18 protein-coding genes are annotated in these 17,468 nt (G+C 38.0%); 3 read left to right on the top strand and 15 right to left on the bottom strand.

Annotated elements, in window-relative coordinates:
• Positions 1-663: 663 nt before the first annotated feature.
• Together IGL70_RS02325 and mazE are read right to left on the bottom strand one after the other, a co-directional pair.
• Positions 664-1,005, bottom strand: coding sequence for a type II toxin-antitoxin system PemK/MazF family toxin (locus IGL70_RS02325; RefSeq protein ID WP_002302307.1), 342 nt, complete (start codon positions 1,003-1,005; stop codon positions 664-666).
• A complete protein-coding gene (gene mazE / locus IGL70_RS02320) occupies positions 1,005-1,235 on the bottom strand; it encodes a type II toxin-antitoxin system PemI/MazE family antitoxin (protein WP_002323011.1) in 231 nt (76 codons plus the stop codon). The genes IGL70_RS02325 and mazE overlap by 1 nt, the downstream gene beginning before the upstream one ends.
• Before the next feature lie 287 nt (positions 1,236-1,522).
• Here mazE and IGL70_RS02315 point away from each other — a divergent pair, with 287 nt between their 5' ends.
• Entirely contained in the window at positions 1,523-1,861 is a 339-nt protein-coding gene (locus tag IGL70_RS02315) for a hypothetical protein (protein ID WP_002286804.1), read from the top strand.
• A 204-nt stretch (positions 1,862-2,065) separates the two neighbouring features.
• Here IGL70_RS02315 and IGL70_RS02310 read toward each other — a convergent pair whose 3' ends face one another.
• From IGL70_RS02310 to IGL70_RS02270, 9 genes are all read right to left on the bottom strand, one after another.
• A complete protein-coding gene (locus IGL70_RS02310; RefSeq protein WP_002302305.1) occupies positions 2,066-2,641 on the bottom strand; it encodes an SOS response-associated peptidase in 576 nt (191 codons plus the stop codon).
• A gap of 731 nt (positions 2,642-3,372) precedes the next feature.
• Positions 3,373-3,954: a TetR/AcrR family transcriptional regulator gene (locus IGL70_RS02305; protein WP_002286813.1), complete on the bottom strand. Its 582-nt coding sequence runs from the start codon at positions 3,952-3,954 to the stop codon at positions 3,373-3,375.
• A gap of 192 nt (positions 3,955-4,146) precedes the next feature.
• Entirely contained in the window at positions 4,147-4,773 is a 627-nt protein-coding gene (locus tag IGL70_RS02300) for a cysteine hydrolase (protein ID WP_002300333.1), read from the bottom strand.
• Between the two features lie 21 nt (positions 4,774-4,794).
• Positions 4,795-6,126 carry an FAD-containing oxidoreductase gene (locus IGL70_RS02295; protein WP_002300334.1) on the bottom strand — a complete coding sequence of 444 codons (1,332 nt, stop codon included), beginning with the start codon at positions 6,124-6,126 and terminating at the stop codon, positions 4,795-4,797.
• A 154-nt stretch (positions 6,127-6,280) separates the two neighbouring features.
• Positions 6,281-6,682 (bottom strand): organic hydroperoxide resistance protein, encoded by a 402-nt coding sequence (locus IGL70_RS02290; protein WP_002286825.1) that lies wholly within the window; start codon positions 6,680-6,682, stop codon positions 6,281-6,283.
• 85 nt (positions 6,683-6,767) lie between these two features.
• The gene (locus tag IGL70_RS02285) at positions 6,768-6,974 is read right to left on the bottom strand and encodes a hypothetical protein (RefSeq protein ID WP_002293677.1); all 207 of its coding nucleotides are present in this window, start codon (positions 6,972-6,974) and stop codon (positions 6,768-6,770) included.
• 94 nt (positions 6,975-7,068) lie between these two features.
• Positions 7,069-8,571 (bottom strand): phosphomannomutase/phosphoglucomutase, encoded by a 1,503-nt coding sequence (locus IGL70_RS02280; RefSeq protein ID WP_002286827.1) that lies wholly within the window; start codon positions 8,569-8,571, stop codon positions 7,069-7,071.
• A gap of 17 nt (positions 8,572-8,588) precedes the next feature.
• Positions 8,589-9,044, bottom strand: a complete 456-nt coding sequence (gene argR, locus IGL70_RS02275) for an arginine repressor (protein ID WP_002286829.1) — start codon at positions 9,042-9,044, stop codon at positions 8,589-8,591.
• A 97-nt stretch (positions 9,045-9,141) separates the two neighbouring features.
• Complete coding sequence (locus IGL70_RS02270; protein ID WP_002325134.1) at positions 9,142-9,759, bottom strand: GyrI-like domain-containing protein; 618 nt, start codon at positions 9,757-9,759, stop codon at positions 9,142-9,144.
• A gap of 220 nt (positions 9,760-9,979) precedes the next feature.
• Here IGL70_RS02270 and IGL70_RS02265 point away from each other — a divergent pair, with 220 nt between their 5' ends.
• Together IGL70_RS02265 and IGL70_RS02260 are read left to right on the top strand one after the other, a co-directional pair.
• Positions 9,980-11,353 carry an MFS transporter gene (locus IGL70_RS02265; RefSeq protein WP_002300339.1) on the top strand — a complete coding sequence of 458 codons (1,374 nt, stop codon included), beginning with the start codon at positions 9,980-9,982 and terminating at the stop codon, positions 11,351-11,353.
• A gap of 74 nt (positions 11,354-11,427) precedes the next feature.
• Positions 11,428-12,540 carry an NAD(P)/FAD-dependent oxidoreductase gene (locus IGL70_RS02260; protein ID WP_002286834.1) on the top strand — a complete coding sequence of 371 codons (1,113 nt, stop codon included), beginning with the start codon at positions 11,428-11,430 and terminating at the stop codon, positions 12,538-12,540.
• A 71-nt stretch (positions 12,541-12,611) separates the two neighbouring features.
• Here IGL70_RS02260 and IGL70_RS02255 read toward each other — a convergent pair whose 3' ends face one another.
• From IGL70_RS02255 to IGL70_RS02240, 4 genes are all read right to left on the bottom strand, one after another.
• A complete protein-coding gene (locus IGL70_RS02255; protein WP_002300343.1) occupies positions 12,612-14,249 on the bottom strand; it encodes a phosphoenolpyruvate carboxykinase (ATP) in 1,638 nt (545 codons plus the stop codon).
• A gap of 167 nt (positions 14,250-14,416) precedes the next feature.
• A complete protein-coding gene (locus tag IGL70_RS02250) occupies positions 14,417-15,025 on the bottom strand; it encodes a LysM peptidoglycan-binding domain-containing protein (RefSeq protein ID WP_002349793.1) in 609 nt (202 codons plus the stop codon).
• Between the two features lie 383 nt (positions 15,026-15,408).
• Positions 15,409-16,560, bottom strand: a complete 1,152-nt coding sequence (gene queG, locus IGL70_RS02245) for a tRNA epoxyqueuosine(34) reductase QueG (RefSeq protein WP_113844040.1) — start codon at positions 16,558-16,560, stop codon at positions 15,409-15,411.
• Positions 16,561-16,578: 18 nt separating this feature from the next.
• Entirely contained in the window at positions 16,579-17,331 is a 753-nt protein-coding gene (locus IGL70_RS02240) for a hypothetical protein (protein ID WP_002286840.1), read from the bottom strand.
• Positions 17,332-17,468: the final 137 nt, after the last annotated feature.

The following is a 17,468-nucleotide window of genomic DNA, read 5'->3' as shown; positions in this document are numbered from 1 at the left end:
TGTAATCAATTAGAGAATAAACTAATCATAAAAGGTACTTTTACATTCATAATTGTCGCTTTGAGATTCTACTTTGGTTCACTATCTGACCCAATTGCACATTTTCGAGCATTACAAGTATTGGTGTCGTTAGAACAACTAAATAGAAACTAGCGGTAGATTTTTCAGAATCTATGCTAATTTCTGTACGGATGTTCCAGTGATGGCAAATTTCTCTTTTCATTGTTTTTCTTGTCGCATGATATGCCTTTTTGTGTTATTCAGTTAAACTATAGAAATTCTTTCCTAGACAGATCTTGATCCCAAATTTTACGTTTTTAAGCATCGATATAGTTTAAAATGACATTACTCATATCTAAAGAGTTTAGATTTTTTAGGACTAAAACTGTCAGTTGTTCTTTTTCTTCTTTCTGTTAAAGTATTGTCGCGACTTTTCGTATACGTTAAGATATGTCGTGAAAAAACAAGTTTTGTGACACAAAAAAACGAATGACTTGAGGAAATCACCTCAATCATTCGTTTAAAATGCTATATATTCTTTAGTTTAAGATACGGAAATTAATGCCATCGACCACACTAGTAGAATGAACGACATTTACTTGGCCTTTTTTTAATTTCGTTATGTTTAGCATATAAAAATATTATAGAGTTTACTTACAATGCTTAAAACATATACTGTATAATCTGATCAATTTTAGCCATGTCTTGCAATGGTAAGTTTTCTATTTTTTTGAGTTTTCGTTCCTTAAAATCAAGAGATTTTAATTGTGAAATAATTACTTGTCCTTTTATATCTAGCTCTTCAGGTAATGAGTAACGTGTCGGTAAATTCTTTATAGTGGAAGTAATTGGACATATGACCGAAAACATTGTTTTACGGTTAAATTCATAACGAGAGACGACTAGTCCTGGTCGTCTTTTTTGAATTTCTTTTCCTACGGAGGGATCAAAATCAATCCATACAATATCACCTTTTTTAGGAATATAAATTCTTTCTTCTGACACTATAAAATTTCTCTCCCTTCAGGAGTTAAATCTTCCCATTCGTCTTTCTCATAATACTCGGCCTCTTCCCCACCACTAAATGGATCTTCAATTTTTGGAACTAACGTAATTGTTCCATCATCAGAATACACAACGATATATTCTTGGTTTTCTGAAGGTTTCTTTCCGTTATCAGAAGGTAAAGTTACCACTACAGAACTTCCTTGTAATCTAGATTTTGTAACAAGCATTATCATCACTCCCTTAATAAAAGTATACTATATAACACTAAGTAACGCAAAATTCCCCTTTGTAAACTATCTAGAAAATTGTTTTGTTTAAAGTATATCTTATTGGATATAAATAGAAATAAATTGTAGCCAGTTCATTTTTTCTTTAACTAAAAAAATAATCCAAGAAACATTGAACCTATGGATCCAAAAGCTACCCAAATACTATAGCTAACCCCCCCGCTACCTTCAATTTTGCAGATAAAACGCTTTGGGAGAAAATCGCAAAGACGACAGGCCATCCTATCATGCCCGATTATAAACAAAAAGCTGGCTATTCCTTTTGCTCTGACAAATTTCAATTGGGAAAGTTCACGAAACTAGCAGGTGAAGAAGTTTCAACTGTTCGGATCAAAGAATGCCCGCTTCAAATAGAAACATTGGTTCAACGAATTTCAACTAGACAAGACTTTGCTATTGTAGAACGTGAGATCGTAGCTATTTTTGTAGAAGAAGGGATTTTACATGATCCAACTCATATCAATGTGGATAAATGGCAACCTCTTATCTATAAATTCAGAGAATATACAACTGCCAACCAGTCGTTAACTTTGAATTTTAGATTCCAAGAATTCAAAGAGTCATAATGATAAACCTCGTTAGGTATAAATAAAAAAGACTCGCAGCACGAGTAAAAAACAAATAGAAGCTATACATTAGAAAGGTCGACTGTGACCCTATAGATGCAGTATATGCAGCTTATGAGCATTTCTTCTGTTCTCTTTGTTTTTGGGATCTGTGCTGAAGTCTTTTTCGTTTTTTGCCGCTCTTTCTTTGAAAAATCGATTATGTTATACCTTCTCCATTACTAATTCAGGCATCTGCTGAGTAATGATTTTTCGCGCAAAAGAAATATCTGTTACCCAAGGTTCGATTTGTTCTTCAGTCAAGACAAGCGGCATTCGGTCATGGATTGGTGCGACTGTGCGGTTAGGTTCAGTAGTCATTATGATTGATTCTGCCATTTTTTCATCCTGATGGCTACGATAAAAACCGCCAATATACACTATTTTTTCCTTATTTGAAAACATAAATTTGTCTTTTTCTTCATTCCACTCATAAAAGCCACTCATTGGGAAAACACAACGATTTTGCAAAAATGGTTGATGAAAGGTCTTTTTTTCTTCTACTGTCTCTGCACGGGCATTGATTATCAATTGTCCTTTTTTAAATCCGGTAAATCCCCACTTCATGATTTCCGGAGTGAGGATGTTTTCTTCCTCTTTTCTTAACGTAACAACAAGATTTGAAGGAAAAACTTCTCCAGCTGCTAATTCTGCTGCCTGCTCCGGTTGTTTCTTCTGGGCTTCTCGATAATAATTCTGAAGGAGCTCTGACTCTAGATCAAAAAAATAACGACCACACATCCTAATCCCTCCCAATCTTTTTTTCTATCATACACTGCAACAAGAAGTTCGCACCAACAAAACGCTTTCAATTTGTGTAGAACTAAAAAAGTTGTGACAAGTGACAAACTCTCCAGTGAATGGTATTCTCCTGCCAACTCCTCGGTCACAAGTCACAATATTCAACAAACATGAGAAGCTGTTTTTTGAAATTGTTCCTTGTGACCCGAAGTGAAACGGCAGGCTTACGACCTCTGGGTAAACGGTGTTCCAAAGCCAGTTTCTCGGTATTAAGCCAAATTTATGCAAAAATGTAGAAAGCCATTTTCACAAAATTTTTCTTAATACTCGAAACTAAGCGACTTTTTCACAACCTCTTCCTTAAACGGTGTTCCAAAGCTTGTATCTGCGGTAATAAGCCCAACCAAACGAAAAACATGAGCAGCTATTTTTATTTGGCTGTTCTTATTACTTGATGCAGGGCAGCTTTTTCACAACCTCTCCACTAAACGGTGTTCAATCAGCTAACCTTCGGTATTAGCTCAAAAAACGGCAAAATATGAGGAACTATTTTGCCGTTTGTTTCTCTAATACTCAGGTCAAAGCGCTGATTTCACAACCTCTAATACACGGTGTTCCAGAAGTAGCTTCTTCGAAAAATAAGCCGAAATTTCACAAAAATTTGAGAAGCAATTTTCGTAAATTCCTTCTTATTTCTTGAAGCTGACCACTTCTGTCACAACCTCTAATTATTAAAGAACCTTTTGCGAAGTTAACAATCTTTCTTTGATCAATTGAAAATTTTGTCTAAGTAGTGATAGATCCTGTGTGACTTTCAACAATAAGATACTTCCCTGGATTTCAGCAATCAACGCTTTGGCTTGACGGTCTGCTTCTTCATCGGACAGTTTTTCTTCAGAAAGTGCCAGGATATTTTGTTTCGTATACTTGACCCATTGATTGACTAATTCTAGTAGCAACAGACGGTATTCTTCATCCACTGTACTCAACTCAATAATCAAATTACCTACAGGACAGCCATGATAAGTGATCTGTGTCTCATGATCAGCAAAAATCCAGTCCAACATTTCTTCTAATGCTTCTTCTGGCTGTTTTCCAGCATTTAAGATGTCTTCGAACAATTCTGTCTGCCACACGTCCATATGCGCATGGATCACCGCTAGACAAACTTCTTTTTTTGAAGAAAAGTAATAATAAAATTGACCTTTTCCTGTATCAGAAGCTGCTAGAATATCTCGGATTGACGTTTCATGATAGCCTTTTTTATAAATAAGATCTTTGGTCGCTTCCAAGATCTTTTCCTTTGTTTTCAATGATATTCTCCTTTTTCATTTCTCATAGTCCTATATTATACAATAAATTCATCATTTTTTCTTCTTAATCGTTTAAAAAAGACTGTGCCAAATTATCTGACGCAGCCCTCACTATAAAACTGTTCTCATGTGTTCTCATATAGCTAGATGTTCATTGATTCAAGAACTGCGAGGACAAAAGCAGTTCCTATCTTATGATAGTTGCTCTAATACTTCCTCTGTTGTCATCACTTGATCTGCAATAAAGCCAAAGTTCGTCAACGCTGCATCCATTGCTTCTTGGCCAGGAGCACCAATTGCATCTGTCGCTACAACAACATTGAATCCACTCTCTACCAATTCACGCATATGGGAATCGCTACACAAGTTTCCGTTCATTCCACCGAGAATTACTGTGTCGATTCCATTTTTTCTCAATTGAAGCGCCAAATCATTGCTTTCTGGTCCAAAGATTTTATGAGGAGAGCTGATGATCGTATTTTCATCCAAATATGGTTTCAATTCTTCGATAAAATCGGCTCCTGAACCTTCTTCGACTGGTTCATATTGACTTTTTCTAGCAAACATCTGCTGCTCAAGCATCATATGTTCTCCTGCACCGCCAAATTGCCATTTATGGTCATGTGGATAAAAATAATGAGGAGAAATAAAGAGTTTGTATCCTTTTTCTTTTGCTTGTTTCACCATTTCGATCATATTTTCGATCGTATTGTATTTTTCTAAGATATCTTTTGTCAAACCAAAGCCACCGCCTGCTGGTTTCAAGAACTCGACTTGCGGGTCAGTTAGAACTACTGCTGTATTTTTGTTGTTGAACATGATAAATTCTCCATTCGTTATTTATTTTAATACATCATTTAGAGCTTCACTCATTGTTGGATGAGAATAGATTTGATCTCTCAATAACGTATAAGGAAGTTTTCCATTCATAGCTAGCGAAATCAAGTTGATGACTTCATGAGAATCTTCCGCATAGATACTTGCCCCTAGAATCAAGTCAGTTTCAGGGTCGACTAAAACTTTGAATACCCCTTTAGGATCTTCTAATACTTGTGCTTTAGGAACACCGCTTGTCATATACTTGAATAATTTGTAATTGACGCCTTGTGCTTTGGCTTGTTTTTCTGTTAATCCTACATTGGATAAAGTTGGAGTGATAAATACACTGTAAGGCACAGCTTTCCGGTTATTCGTTGTTCGTGTATTCTCGCCTTTCAACTGATCCATGATAATTCGATAATCATCTAGAGAAATATAAGTGAACTGCAATCCGCCTTTGACGTCTCCAATCGCCCAAATGTTGTCTGCATCTGTACGAAGGTATTCATCCACAGCGATTGCTCCGCGATCTGTTAGTTTAACATCTGTATTTTCTAATCCAAGTGATGCTGTACTTGGTTTTCTTCCAGTTGCAGCCAAAACTTTTGACGCTTGGATTGTTACTTCTTGGCCATCTTCTGTAAAGGTGACGGCAGCTGTTGATTCTTGGTCTGCTACTTGATCTACAGATACACCTAGATGGAATTCGATTCCCGCATTTGTCATGTCTTCTAAAATCATTTGCGCGATATCTTCATCTTCACGAGGAAGAAATTCAGGATGGGCATCAAGAACGACAACTTTAGATCCGTATTCATTGAACATTGATGCAAATTCCAAGCCAATATATCCAGCCCCGATGATCACTAATTTTTCCGGTAATTGTTCCTGATCCATCGCTTGCGTAGAATCAATCAAGTAGCGACTTGTATTCAATCCTTTGATTGGTAAAATGATTGGTTCAGAACCAGTATTGATGAAAATCCGTTCGCCTTCAACAATCACTTTTTCACCATTATTCGTCACTTCGATTTGATGGTTAGAAAGAAAACGTGCTGTACCGTCCATCACTGTCCCAGTTGCCTCATCGCTGATCATATGATAATTTTTGGCTCGAAGCATGCCCGTCAATTTTTCTTTCCGAGCAACAGCCTCTGTAAAGTCGATTCCTCTTTCTCCATTGAAAATCAATGATTTAGAAGGAATACAGCCGATGTTGATACATGTTCCGCCATACATACGTGTTGACTTTTCAACGACTAAAACCGATTCGCCTTTTGAAGCTAACGCCTTTGCTAAAGTCTTACCGCCCTTTCCAAAACCGATCACAATATTTTGATATTTTTCCATCATTTTTCCCTCGCTTCTTTTTTACCTACCGATTGGTACAAAAATATGATAACCGATAATCGTCTATTTTCCAAATCATCTGCTTTATTTGTCAAAAAAAACCAGACAAAAAGCGGTCCTTTCACGTTTTTAGTCTGGTTCGATTTCCTTTATTCTTCTAAACAATCGTTACTTCTACATCGATATTTCCTCTAGTTGCTTTGGAGTAAGGGCAGAATTCATGCGCATCTTCTGCAATTTTTTGGGCTTCTTCTTCGCTGATGCCATCGATATGCACTTCTAACACTACACCGATCTGATAGCCGCCATCATCTAAATTATAAAGAGAGACACGTGCTTTTACTGTGGACTCTGCTGTCATTCCTGCTTCTTTGATCATATGTTGTACCGCCCCATTGAAACAAGAAGCATAACCTGCTGCAAATAATTGTTCTGGATTTGTTCCTTCTGCATGGATTCCTGGAGGAGTGATTTTCATATGCATCGAGCCATTTGGTGCCTCGACTTCTCCATTGCGCCCGCCATGGTTGATCATTGCTGTTTCGTATGCTTTTTTCATTGTACTGCTCCTTTCGATTGACCATTTGCTACTTGGCTATAATTATAGTGTATGACAAGTAAGGCGCTTTCTACAAAAATTCTGCTTATTCGAATACCAGAATGCCGTCTTCTACTATTTTTCCAAAAAACAAAAAAATACTACTCGTGAACAACAGCGTCATATTTGTTCCAAAATAAATAGCAATCTTTTCTACATAATCTTTTATATGATTGATTTTAAGATACATATATACCAGAAAGTTGACCCCATAAACCAATACTGTTAAAAAAATAACCATATTCGTTACCATTTTTTCCTCCTTTTGCTGGTCTCCCTACCAGCATTCGATTTAACCATACCACTTTTTTTGCCGTCCAAGCAACTAGCCTTTCAAAAAGACTGGTTTATTCTGCTGTTAATGATTCAAGATCAGAAAAATGTCCGAATAATTTTGCTAATTTTACTAACGCCAACTTGTTCTTTCCGAATTCATCATTTTCTATCTGTAATACTAGTAACGGCTCATGTAAGCTTAAACGGATCAAAAACCAGCCGTTTCCGTATGGCTCTTCTAGATCATACCGAATACCTTCTTCATTTTCCGGGTCGAAGTTCATCCCTTTTTCTTCTTCCAACAGTCGCTTCATTTCTTCTAATATCTTGTTTCCTTGTTCGCGTGGTTCATCGCTGAACAATTTTAGTCGGATTTCTTGTACTTCTACGGGCTGTTTCAACTCTTTGATTTGTTCATCTAATGTGATACCTTTTCTTTTTAATTCTGGCAAAAGCATCAGGATCTTTGCGATGACATATGCACCATCATCCAGAAAATAATTTTCCTTGAATGCAGCGTGTCCGCTTGTTTCGATGGCTAGCTGTGTATCTTTCCCAAGACGGTTAAGTTCTAATGCTTTATTGATTACATTTCGATAGCCGGAAATATAACGAACTTGGATGCCTCCTTTTTCTTCAATGAATCTTTGTAGATGAGAAGAAGTAGGGGAATTCGTCACGATTCTTGTTCCTGGATGCTCTTTTAATACGATTGTACTTAATACTGCGATCAAATTATTTCGATTGATCACTGTTCCAGAAGCACTGACAACTGCAGAACGATCCACATCTGTATCGAAAATGATCCCAAGATCTGCTTCATTTGCTAAAACAGCCTGCTTGATACTTTCCATCGCTTCTTTATTATCAGGATTTGGGATATGATTAGGAAATCGGCCATCTGGTTCCAAAAATTGGGAACCTGTTGAATCCGCACCTAAGCTATTCAATACTTTTTCAGCAAAGAATCCACCAGCACCATTTCCGGCATCAACAATGATTTTCCAACCATTTAGTGGTTTGCTTTCTAGTGTTCCAATCCCCTTTTTAATTTTTGTGACTAAATCTTGCGCATAAGGTGTCAAAAGGTCTGCTTTTTCTACGCTTCCAGTTTGTTCGCTTTTTATTTTTTGCTGCTGTGATAGGATAAAAGCAATATCTTCTTTTTCTGCTCCTCCTTCTGAGGTAAAGAATTTTATTCCATTATAATAATAGGGAAGATGGCTAGCAGTCAGCATAACCGCAGCATCGCACGAGAACTGTTCAAATTGAGTGGACATAAACATAGCAGGCGTAGTAGCTAATTCGAAATCGATGACATGTATCCCTTGTTCTTTCAGACTTTGGATCAACGCCTCTTTCAGTGCTGGTCCGCTTATCCTACTGTCATGACCAATCCCAATCGTCCATTTTTTATTTGGATCGGTTGATTTCTTCTTTTTCTTTATCCAGTTTGCTAGTCCCCAGCCGATCTTTTTTACCATGTCTGTCGTCAAGTTTACTTCATATCCTTCAACTGGTAATGCGATTCCTCGAATATCCGATCCATTTTGCAGCGCTTTCATATCTTTCATATAAAAGTCCTCCTCATTTATTCCCTCATTTTTTCCAGCTTTTCTGCAAATCGCTGTGCTTCTTCTTCTGAGCGGCAAATAATAATGAATGTATCTACACCGGCCATCGTTCCGACAACTTCAGGGTAAGCCACTTCATCTAGCCAATTCGTTACCACATCGGCACCATTTCGTTCAGTCAATACGATGACCATGAACTGAACAGACTGGATACGCAAAACCTCGCGTCTAATTGCTGTACGCAAACGTTCTTCATTTAAAGAAACAGATGGCTGGTTAAATAATGTATAGCGTACTATTTTGTTTTCATTTTGACTTTTTACTAACTTCATTTCTCGAATGTCTCGAGAAATCGTTGCTTGAGTCACATCGGCGCCTGCTTCATGCAGCCGCGCAAGCAGCTCTTCCTGTGTCCCAATAGGTTGTTCTGTAATGATCTGGCGGATCAGTGCTTGTCGCTGTTTCTTTTTCATATTAGACACCTCTCAATGTTGATTATAGCAAAAGATAAGTAATATTTCTTCATATTTTGGTATTTTTTACTTTTATTTTTTGTTTTCATTCAGGTTGCTAACCTTTTTCTATTTTAACACGCAAAATCGTCTTCATTTTTTCAGGTGCTGATTTTCTTGGATCGCTGATGTAAATCTCTTTGTGTTCTTTAGAAGCTCTTTCATAGCCTTCTTTTGCGATGAATGCTTCTAATTTCTCAAACGTTGCTGGTTCTTCGTCATAGGGCCCGACGTGTAAGATTTGGGCACAAAGACCTTCTTCCATCTTTTTGAATACTACTTGTTCTTTCAAGTCTTCCGGAAGTTTGCTAGAACGCTGAATGGCTTCTTGTGCTATCGCTTCTGTAACAAAGTCAGGCTGTCGGATCATCAATTGATAAGAAAAATGTTCTTTTTTCATCACTGGTTCATGCAAATACTTTTCTTGCAGTCCCCATTGTCCTTCCAGTGGATAGACAGTATACATCTGATAATCAGGAATCAGCCAATTTTTTTTAGGCGACATGCGTATTGCATAGCTGACTGCATATAGACAGGCTACTCTTCGTTTAAAGTCTTCCTGATTCGGGTCGCCGATCCCTCTGATGCTAAAGAATGGTTTTTTAGGAACCTCTAGTATTTGCGGGCTTTTTTTCATACTATAGCTCTTGTCTTTACGCCATTCAATTTTTTCCATTTTTCTTCCTCCGCGAAATTCCATTTAGTTATTTATTATCATACCTCTTTTTGAGTGACTTGGCTAATCGTGTTGACACTATTTTTCAGTTTGTGCTAGAATAAGTGAAGTAAATAAATCGTACAGATAACACGTTTCGGCGTGTCGAGAGAGAGGCGGTTTCTATTTTTATAATAGAAATCACTCTCTTTTTTTACGAAATTTTTTAGAGGTGATGTAAATGACAAAACAAAAACAGCTGCTTTTAGTACCTGCAGTAATTGCAACAGGGATGATGTCTTTTGCGGGCGTATTGATCGAGACGGCCATGAATGTAACTTTCCCAACTCTTATCAGACAGTTTGATTTAACGACTGCACAAGTCCAATGGGTAACAACGATTTATCTTTTGATGATTTCGATCATTGTTCCGCTGTCTACTTATTTGAATCGCAATTTTAGTCTCAAAAAACTCTTTTTAGCTTCAAATCTGCTTTTCTTGGCAGGTATAATGATCGATTTCTTCTCTCCTACCTTCATGGTCCTATTGTTTGGTCGATTGCTCCAAGGTGCAGCGACAGGTATCGCTCTTCCGTTGATGTTCCATATTATCTTGACATTTGCCCCCCTCAATCGACGAGGCGCGATGATGGGTGTCGGTACTTTGACAACGGCCATTGCTCCAGCAATTGGTCCCACTTATGGAGGCATTATGACTTCACATTTTACATGGAATCATATCTTCCTGTTTCTTGTGCCCGTTTTGATTCTTTCTTTGATTATCGGCTGGTTTGCTATTCCCGAGATGGCAGTACAAAAAAGTGGTTATTTGGATTGGATAAGCGTTTTAGGAATTTGTCTTTTGTTTAGTGGAAGTCTAACATTTTTGAGTACGTTGGGAACAGTTTCCAGCTGGATTGCTTTAATCATCGGCGGTATTGGCTGGTTCCTTTTTTACTATCGAAGTAAAAAAGTGGAGCATCCGCTGATCCGACTGTCTATTCTTTCAAATAAAACATTCCGCTTGTTTTTGATTGGCTTCTTAGTTTATCAGTTTTTATTACTTGGTGTATCTTTTGTCTTGCCGAATTTCCTTCAGATCGTTCAAGGAAGTAGTCCTTTTGTCGCTGGATTAGCGATGCTTCCCGGCGCAGCGGTTGGTGCTTTGCTTTCTCCTTTTTCCGGGAAAATGCTGGATCAATATGGTCCGAAGAAGCCAATTTTTGCTGGGCTGATTCTTTCTTTGATTGGTTGGCTAGCATTATTCCTACTCATAGGACACGCTTCAGTGGGTGTATTGATTGCTTGTCATGTGTTTTATATGATCGGTATCGGATTATCTTACAGCAATATGATGACCACCGGAATGAATGCACTGAATGAAAAACTACAAGGAGACGGGAACGCAATGTTCAATACCTTGCAGCAGTTTTCTGGCGCTGTGGCTACTTCATTAGTAGCGGTCATTATCAATTACGTCCAGCATCATACTTCCCATAACTATGAAGTGTCTACTACATTAGGATCAAAAGCAGCATTAGGCGTCTTGTTGCTGTTGCTTCTCGTAAGCTTTGCTCGATTCGCCTATTATCTGTTCTTTGCTAAAAAAGCGTAGATTCCATATACGGCAGGTGTTGCATCTGCCGTTTTTTTGTGTGAAAATGGTTGTTTGTAAAAGGAGGCTTTTTTATGGAAAAAATTGCCATTATCGGTGGCGGGATCATTGGTATGACCCTAGCCAGTTACTTAGATACATCAAAATTCAATGTTGCTTTATTTGATGAAGGGACAGGACAGGCAACTAAAGCTAGCGCTGGGATTATCTCCCCTTGGTTGTCGAAACGCAGAAACAAACAATGGTATCGTCTGGCTAAAGACGGCGCTGCTTTTTTCCCTAAACTTATAAAAGATTTCCAACTTGATCAAACGATTTACGCACAATCAGGGACACTTTTGCTTCGACCTGAAAAAGATTTAGCTGAATTGGCTGTTCTTGCCGAGAAACGAAAAGAAGAAGCGCCAGAAATTGGAAACATCGAATGGCTTTCACCTGAACAAACATCTCAAGCACTTCCGTTATTGAAACCAGCAGTTTCACTGCGTATCAGTGGTGGTGGTCGTCTGGATGGAAAAGCATATTTAGAACATCTTGGTCAGCGTTTAGCACAAAAACAAATGGAGCAGATCCAGGCAAAAGTCACTTTGCATAAGAAGAGCGATTCTTGGCTCATCAAGGGACCGTTTGGAGAATACACAGCTGATCGTGTAATTTTGACACCTGGCCCGGCACTTAAGCCTTTATTACAAGAATTAGGCTATGCTGCAGATATACGTCCGCAAAAAGGGCAGCTCTTAGCATTTCAGACATCTTATAAGATGAGTCAAGACTGGCCTGTTGCTATGCTTGACGGAGAAGCTGATTTCATTCCTTTCATGGATGGAAAGATCCTTTTAGGTGCTACCCATGAAAACGATCAAGGCTGGGATTTGGCTCCTACTAGCGAAGCTTATAAGGGATTGACTAAGAGTACAGAACAGTTCTTGACTGATCCAGATCAGATAAAAAACTGGCCATACGAGTTCCGTGTAGGTACCCGTGCTTATACGTCAGATTTTTCCCCATTTTTCGGCGTACTGCCAGATGATCCAAGCTTACTGGCTGCTAGCGGTCTAGGCTCTTCTGGCTTGACCACAGGTCCTTATATCGGCTATCTATTAGCCAACTTCTTAAATACTGGTCATTGGCCTACGGAAGATTATCAAAAGGACATCTCCACCTATATTACGAAAAATCCATCATAGAAAAACAGCTTTTTCAAGTAAGGATCCCGAGCGATATTGCGCATGGATTACTTCTTGAAAAAGCTGTTATTTTAGTTCAATTTCTGAATCAAATTCTCCAAACTTTCTTTTGCTTCATCTGGCAAGAGATCTTTTCCTATCTGAGCTTCAATGAATCGTAAACGAATATCAAGTCGTTGTTTCACCAGATTTTTATAGGACGTATCCTCAAAAGAAACAGGAAAATCTGGTATAGGTAAATAGTGGATGTCTTCAAATGGACCAAACGACTTGAATTCTGCCGTTTGTTGCACGATTCTTTCAACGATTGACAATGTCGTTTCAGGTTTGATTTTTTTATCATCGAAATATCCAGTATTCAGGACATAGCAGGCTGTTTGCTGTTTCAAAAACAACTCTCGAAAAGCTTGATAGTCTTCCCTAAGAGGATAGACACGGAAAGGATTAGCAAATGGTTCAATGACTAGCTCATCTAGCTGTCTTTTTGTAGTGATATTTTCCGCGTCTGATCGTTTTGTTGCTAATGTTGCACCAAAAGACGCTGCTAAAACCGGGTCATTGATCTTGATAATTGGCGGAAGCGAATCATCTTTCATGATCCAAAAAACAGCATCGATCTTTTCGCTAAGATGATCGACTCGGTCGGGTGTCGCATAACGTGATTTGACTGTCCGCCCATTTCCGTTTCGTATATCTCCTGTTACTAGGACTTTTTCTCCTTTACTTGTACATGTCACGCCCACATTCTGACAAGTAAGGAAAGAAGAAATGGCCGGATCATCAGACGGATAGTCTTGTGTTTTATCAAAGTAAGAAGGTTCCAAGGCAGTAGCAAAACCATTTTTTCGAGAAATAACGAAAGCATCGTCATGCAAGATCGAAACAGAGTGACCTTCCGTATGTTTTGCTAAGGTAATCGTTGATTTTCCAGAACCGGACAACCCAAATACAGCCATCGTATAGGTCTGGTCATTACTAGCATATTGTTTCATCCCACCGTGGCAGGCAATAAAACCATTGCGATTTCCCAATGCCCAAGCAAGCGTCAAAGTCGCTTTTTTTAATTCTCCAAAGTAACGTAATCCTAGCACAGCCGCTGTATTATGGAGAGCATCAAACAAAATGAGTCCATTGGGAAATGTTTCATGTGTCCACTCGGGATCACAAAAGATATAAAGATCTCCCTCATCAAAGGAAACAGACTTTTGATAAGTCTTTAAGATCTTCGAATTCGCTGGCTGAAAATTCAGCAAATAAGAATATAAATTGTTCTCAAATCCTTCTGGAATCAGCAAATGACTTTGCACAGAAAATTCTTCAGATAGGCCAACGATTACTTTTGTATGGTAAAACTGGCGTTTGCGACTTTGATACACAGCTTCTCTTAAAATTTTCTCGTATTTGCTTTGTTCCTTGTCTAAGTCCTCAAAGATCCGCCGAGCACTTGCTGTTCTTCCCACAATGCTTCCATCATTGAATACTAGTGTCCTGACATCAGCTGGTAAATCTAGTTCTTCAGCATGTGAGATTGTTAAATCTGTGATGATCGTTCCTGGACTCCCTTTTGCTAGTTGATAAGCTGTCTTCCTGTCAAAAACTTCATGAACATTATTACCGTAAAATGTCGTTTCTACAATCGATCGAATACTGGATAACAGTGGATTTCCACTTGTGATTTCGTTTAATTCGAGACTCTCTTTTGTACTCATGGCTCCTCCTCATTCCCTAAACAAAAAAACGTTTTCTTTATTATACATTATTCGAGTTTTTATTTGTACTGCTGCGCTGTGGGAAGCAAACGAGTTATTTTTCACACAAAAAAACCGAGAACTTGAATAAACAAGTTTCTCGGTTTCATCATTTTCCTTTTATCGGCTTAGTACCAGCCGTTTGCTAACCAGAATGTTTTAGCAGCATCCCATGAACCATAACGAGATGTTACATATTGTTCTGCTACACGTTCTTGATTGGCAGCTGAATAGTCGCCGTTTAAGTATGAAGCATCTAATTGATAACGGCCGATGTAACGTCCGTTAGTAGCTGTGTATGAACCGCCTGATTCTTTTTGTGCGATCCATTCTTTTGCAGAGCTTGAAGTTGGCGCTGTTGCAGCAACTGGGGCAGCAGGAGCTACTTCAACTGTTTCAACAGGTGCAACGTATGTATGTTCTTGCGTTGCTGTTTCAGTTGTAGATGCTGTATTTTCTGTTGTTTTGTTTTCTGTTGTTGCTGAAGAATCATTTGAAGTTGGGATTGTTAATTGTTCACCAACATAAATGCGGTTGATGTTTGCGATCGAATTTTTTTCAGCAATTGCATCGATCATTGAGTTGTCTCCTGCAAATTTTTGTGAGATCTTAGATAATGAATCACCTGATTTTACTGTATAAACTTCATCAGCGTGAGCATTTGTAGTTCCTACAAACATTGCAGTAGCACCAGCAGCAAAAGTTGTACCTAAAACAATTTTCTTAAATGAATTCATATTAAACTCCTTTTTTTCTCCGTTTTTTATTCTTTCGACGCTATTAACTTTATCATTTAGAAATATTTCATAGGTAAAAGAATCATGACATTTAATGACAAAATGACGAATTATTTAATATTTGTAACATTTAAACAAATATTTTTTTGATACAAAACCATAAAATCCTTGTTGTATAAGCAAAGTAATCGTTTTTCTATGTTTTTTTATTTTTGAATGAAAAACGTAGATTCTGTAACATTTACTGCAATAATCCATAAAAAAAAGCAAAAAAATTTTTGATTTTTATCAAATTCTCTTAAAAAAATGTAAAAAATACAAAAAAACCAGTAATTGTTACAACAATTACTGGACAAAAACTTTGAATAATGTTAACTATTTTTTTATTTTAACTTTCTCCGCAATAATTTCTGGGCATGTTCCAATTCGTTTATAACGACTTCTTCTGTTTCTTTAGCTAATATTTCATCTAATACATCAAGCCATTTTTCCGGTTCTTTTGTTCCTAGACGTCCAATAGCCCAAGCTGCTGTTCCTCTGATGACAGGGCGGACATCTGTTAAACATTCTGAAATCTCAGGCAATGCCGTTCGATCACCTAGATTAGCTAAAGCAATCAATGCGTTTCTCTGCAAAGGTTTCTTCCCACGCCATGAACCAGCTAAATGCCCAAATTGCTGTTTGAAGTCTTTATTAGACATCGAAAGCATTGGCTTTAATTTTGGATATACTTCGTCTACTTTTGGTTCCATCTCTTCATGAAAATGAAAATCTTTTCCTTGATTGTAAGGGCAGACTAACTGGCAGATATCACACCCATAAATGACATTTCGCATTTTTTTACGATATTCTTCCGGCATCATCCCTTTTGTCTGAGTTTGATAAGACAAACATCGCTGGGCATTCATTCTTCCGTCACCAAGCAATGCTTTTGTCGGACAAGCAGTCACGCAGCGCATACAATCACCGCAACCAAATTCTCCTGGTTTATCAGGCTCAAATACAATATTAGTAACGATCTCACCAAGATAGACAAATGAACCGAACTCTTCAGTGATCAACAATCCGTTTCGTCCAATAAATCCTAAACCAGCTCGCTGTGCTACAGCGACATCGATCAGTTCTCCAGTATCTACTTGCGGAGCTAGACGCCATTCCTCTTCTTTTTGCCATTTTTCTACTCTTGTTTGGATGAATTCGATCAATCGGTTCAAACGGTCTCTGAGTATATCATGGTAATCGATCCCCCAAGAAGCACGAGCAAACTGCCCGCGTTTTTCATCCCTAGGCACTTCTTCATGGATCCTAGTAGGATACGCAAGTGCAATGGAAATGATCGATTTCGGCTGATCAAATGTCATTTCTGGATAAAGACGCTCATCGATATTTGGATGTTCAAAGCCAGAAGTATGGCCAGCTGCTTTTTGTTCTTCCAACGATTCTTTTAATGAATCAAAAGGTTCCGCCGTGGTGAACCCGATTTTGTCAATTCCTAATCGTTTGCTTTCTTGTATGATTTCTTCTTTTAATGTCATGGTCTTCCTCGCTTGCTGTTAACGGCTGTATAACCCATAATATAGTTTTTCTTTTTTCAGCTGGACAAACTGGATCTGCTGATCGGCAATCTTCTTTTCTTCCATCCATTTTTTTCTTGCAGCAAATACTTCCCAATAATTTGTTGAAATTAATTTTCTTTTGTTATCTAATGCATTAAAAAAATTCAATGAAACTGGTTTTGTACTTAACAGTTCATGGAGCCTTACCTCTTCCCATGGCGAAAACTCAGACAGATCGCGGGAATACAATACTTCTTCATAGAGATTTTTTTGCTGTGTGTACGTGAATGTTTGCGGGATTTTCCCAGGCCTAGCAATTTCTACTAGACGATTATAAAACATATTCATTAATTTGCTGTTGGCAATAAATTGACTTTTATAATAGGCCGACTGGATCTTTTTGATTACTCCTTCTGCTTTGATGACTGAAAATAATGCAGGCCATGCTTTGACGGTTATTTCGTCGTTTTGTTTAACTAATACGCCAGGTGTGAAGCCGACTGGAGAAAGGAACACAAAATAACCGATACCGGTATTTTCATCTAAAGGCTGAAATTCATCAAACAACCATTTGCCTATGTACAGCTCTTCATCTGGTTCTGTTGTCTCATTTTGATTTGCTATGAATAATTTAGCTAATTCTGCTTCAAGAAATTGAAGGTCTTGATCCTTGTCGGTATTTTCCTGCTGGCTGATCAATCGAAAGACTTCTTCTTTAATCGTATATTTATCTTTACGTGTAAAATTCATAGCCACACCTTCCTTCCTTACTCTAACTATAACGGAATTTCTTCAAAAAAGGTATCTGTACGCCGAAAAACAGCATAATTTTTTTCATATCTCTTATAAAAAATGCAAGGCCTGCTCCTCAAGCTAGACCTTGCACT

This window comes from Enterococcus sp. DIV0901a, assembly GCF_051711525.1.
Lineage (GTDB): Bacteria > Bacillota > Bacilli > Lactobacillales > Enterococcaceae > Enterococcus_B > Enterococcus_B faecium.
Note: the sequence above shows the minus strand (reverse complement) of the source record. Positions and strands in the feature narration are given on the sequence as shown.

Bases quoted from the DNA above. Each gene is read 5' to 3' on its own strand.
- IGL70_RS02285 (WP_002293677.1), bottom strand. From the start codon at position 6,974: ATGGTAACGAATATGGTTATTTTTTTAACAGTATTGGTTTATGGGGTC.
- IGL70_RS02280 (WP_002286827.1), bottom strand. From the start codon at position 8,571: ATGAAAGATATGAAAGCGCTGCAAAATGGATCGGATATTCGAGGAATC.
- IGL70_RS02250 (WP_002349793.1), bottom strand. From the start codon at position 15,025: ATGAATTCATTTAAGAAAATTGTTTTAGGTACAACTTTTGCTGCTGGT.
- IGL70_RS02310 (WP_002302305.1), bottom strand. From the start codon at position 2,641: ATGTGTGGTCGTTATTTTTTTGATCTAGAGTCAGAGCTCCTTCAGAAT.
- queG (WP_113844040.1), bottom strand. From the start codon at position 16,560: ATGACATTAAAAGAAGAAATCATACAAGAAAGCAAACGATTAGGAATT.
- IGL70_RS02240 (WP_002286840.1), bottom strand. From the start codon at position 17,331: ATGAATTTTACACGTAAAGATAAATATACGATTAAAGAAGAAGTCTTT.
- IGL70_RS02255 (WP_002300343.1), bottom strand. From the start codon at position 14,249: ATGAGTACAAAAGAGAGTCTCGAATTAAACGAAATCACAAGTGGAAAT.
- IGL70_RS02265 (WP_002300339.1), top strand. From the start codon at position 9,980: ATGACAAAACAAAAACAGCTGCTTTTAGTACCTGCAGTAATTGCAACA.
- argR (WP_002286829.1), bottom strand. From the start codon at position 9,044: ATGAAAAAGAAACAGCGACAAGCACTGATCCGCCAGATCATTACAGAA.
- IGL70_RS02260 (WP_002286834.1), top strand. From the start codon at position 11,428: ATGGAAAAAATTGCCATTATCGGTGGCGGGATCATTGGTATGACCCTA.
- mazE (WP_002323011.1), bottom strand. From the start codon at position 1,235: ATGCTTGTTACAAAATCTAGATTACAAGGAAGTTCTGTAGTGGTAACT.
- IGL70_RS02270 (WP_002325134.1), bottom strand. From the start codon at position 9,759: ATGGAAAAAATTGAATGGCGTAAAGACAAGAGCTATAGTATGAAAAAA.
- IGL70_RS02315 (WP_002286804.1), top strand. From the start codon at position 1,523: ATGCCCGATTATAAACAAAAAGCTGGCTATTCCTTTTGCTCTGACAAA.
- IGL70_RS02300 (WP_002300333.1), bottom strand. From the start codon at position 4,773: ATGTTCAACAACAAAAATACAGCAGTAGTTCTAACTGACCCGCAAGTC.
- IGL70_RS02290 (WP_002286825.1), bottom strand. From the start codon at position 6,682: ATGAAAAAAGCATACGAAACAGCAATGATCAACCATGGCGGGCGCAAT.
- IGL70_RS02295 (WP_002300334.1), bottom strand. From the start codon at position 6,126: ATGATGGAAAAATATCAAAATATTGTGATCGGTTTTGGAAAGGGCGGT.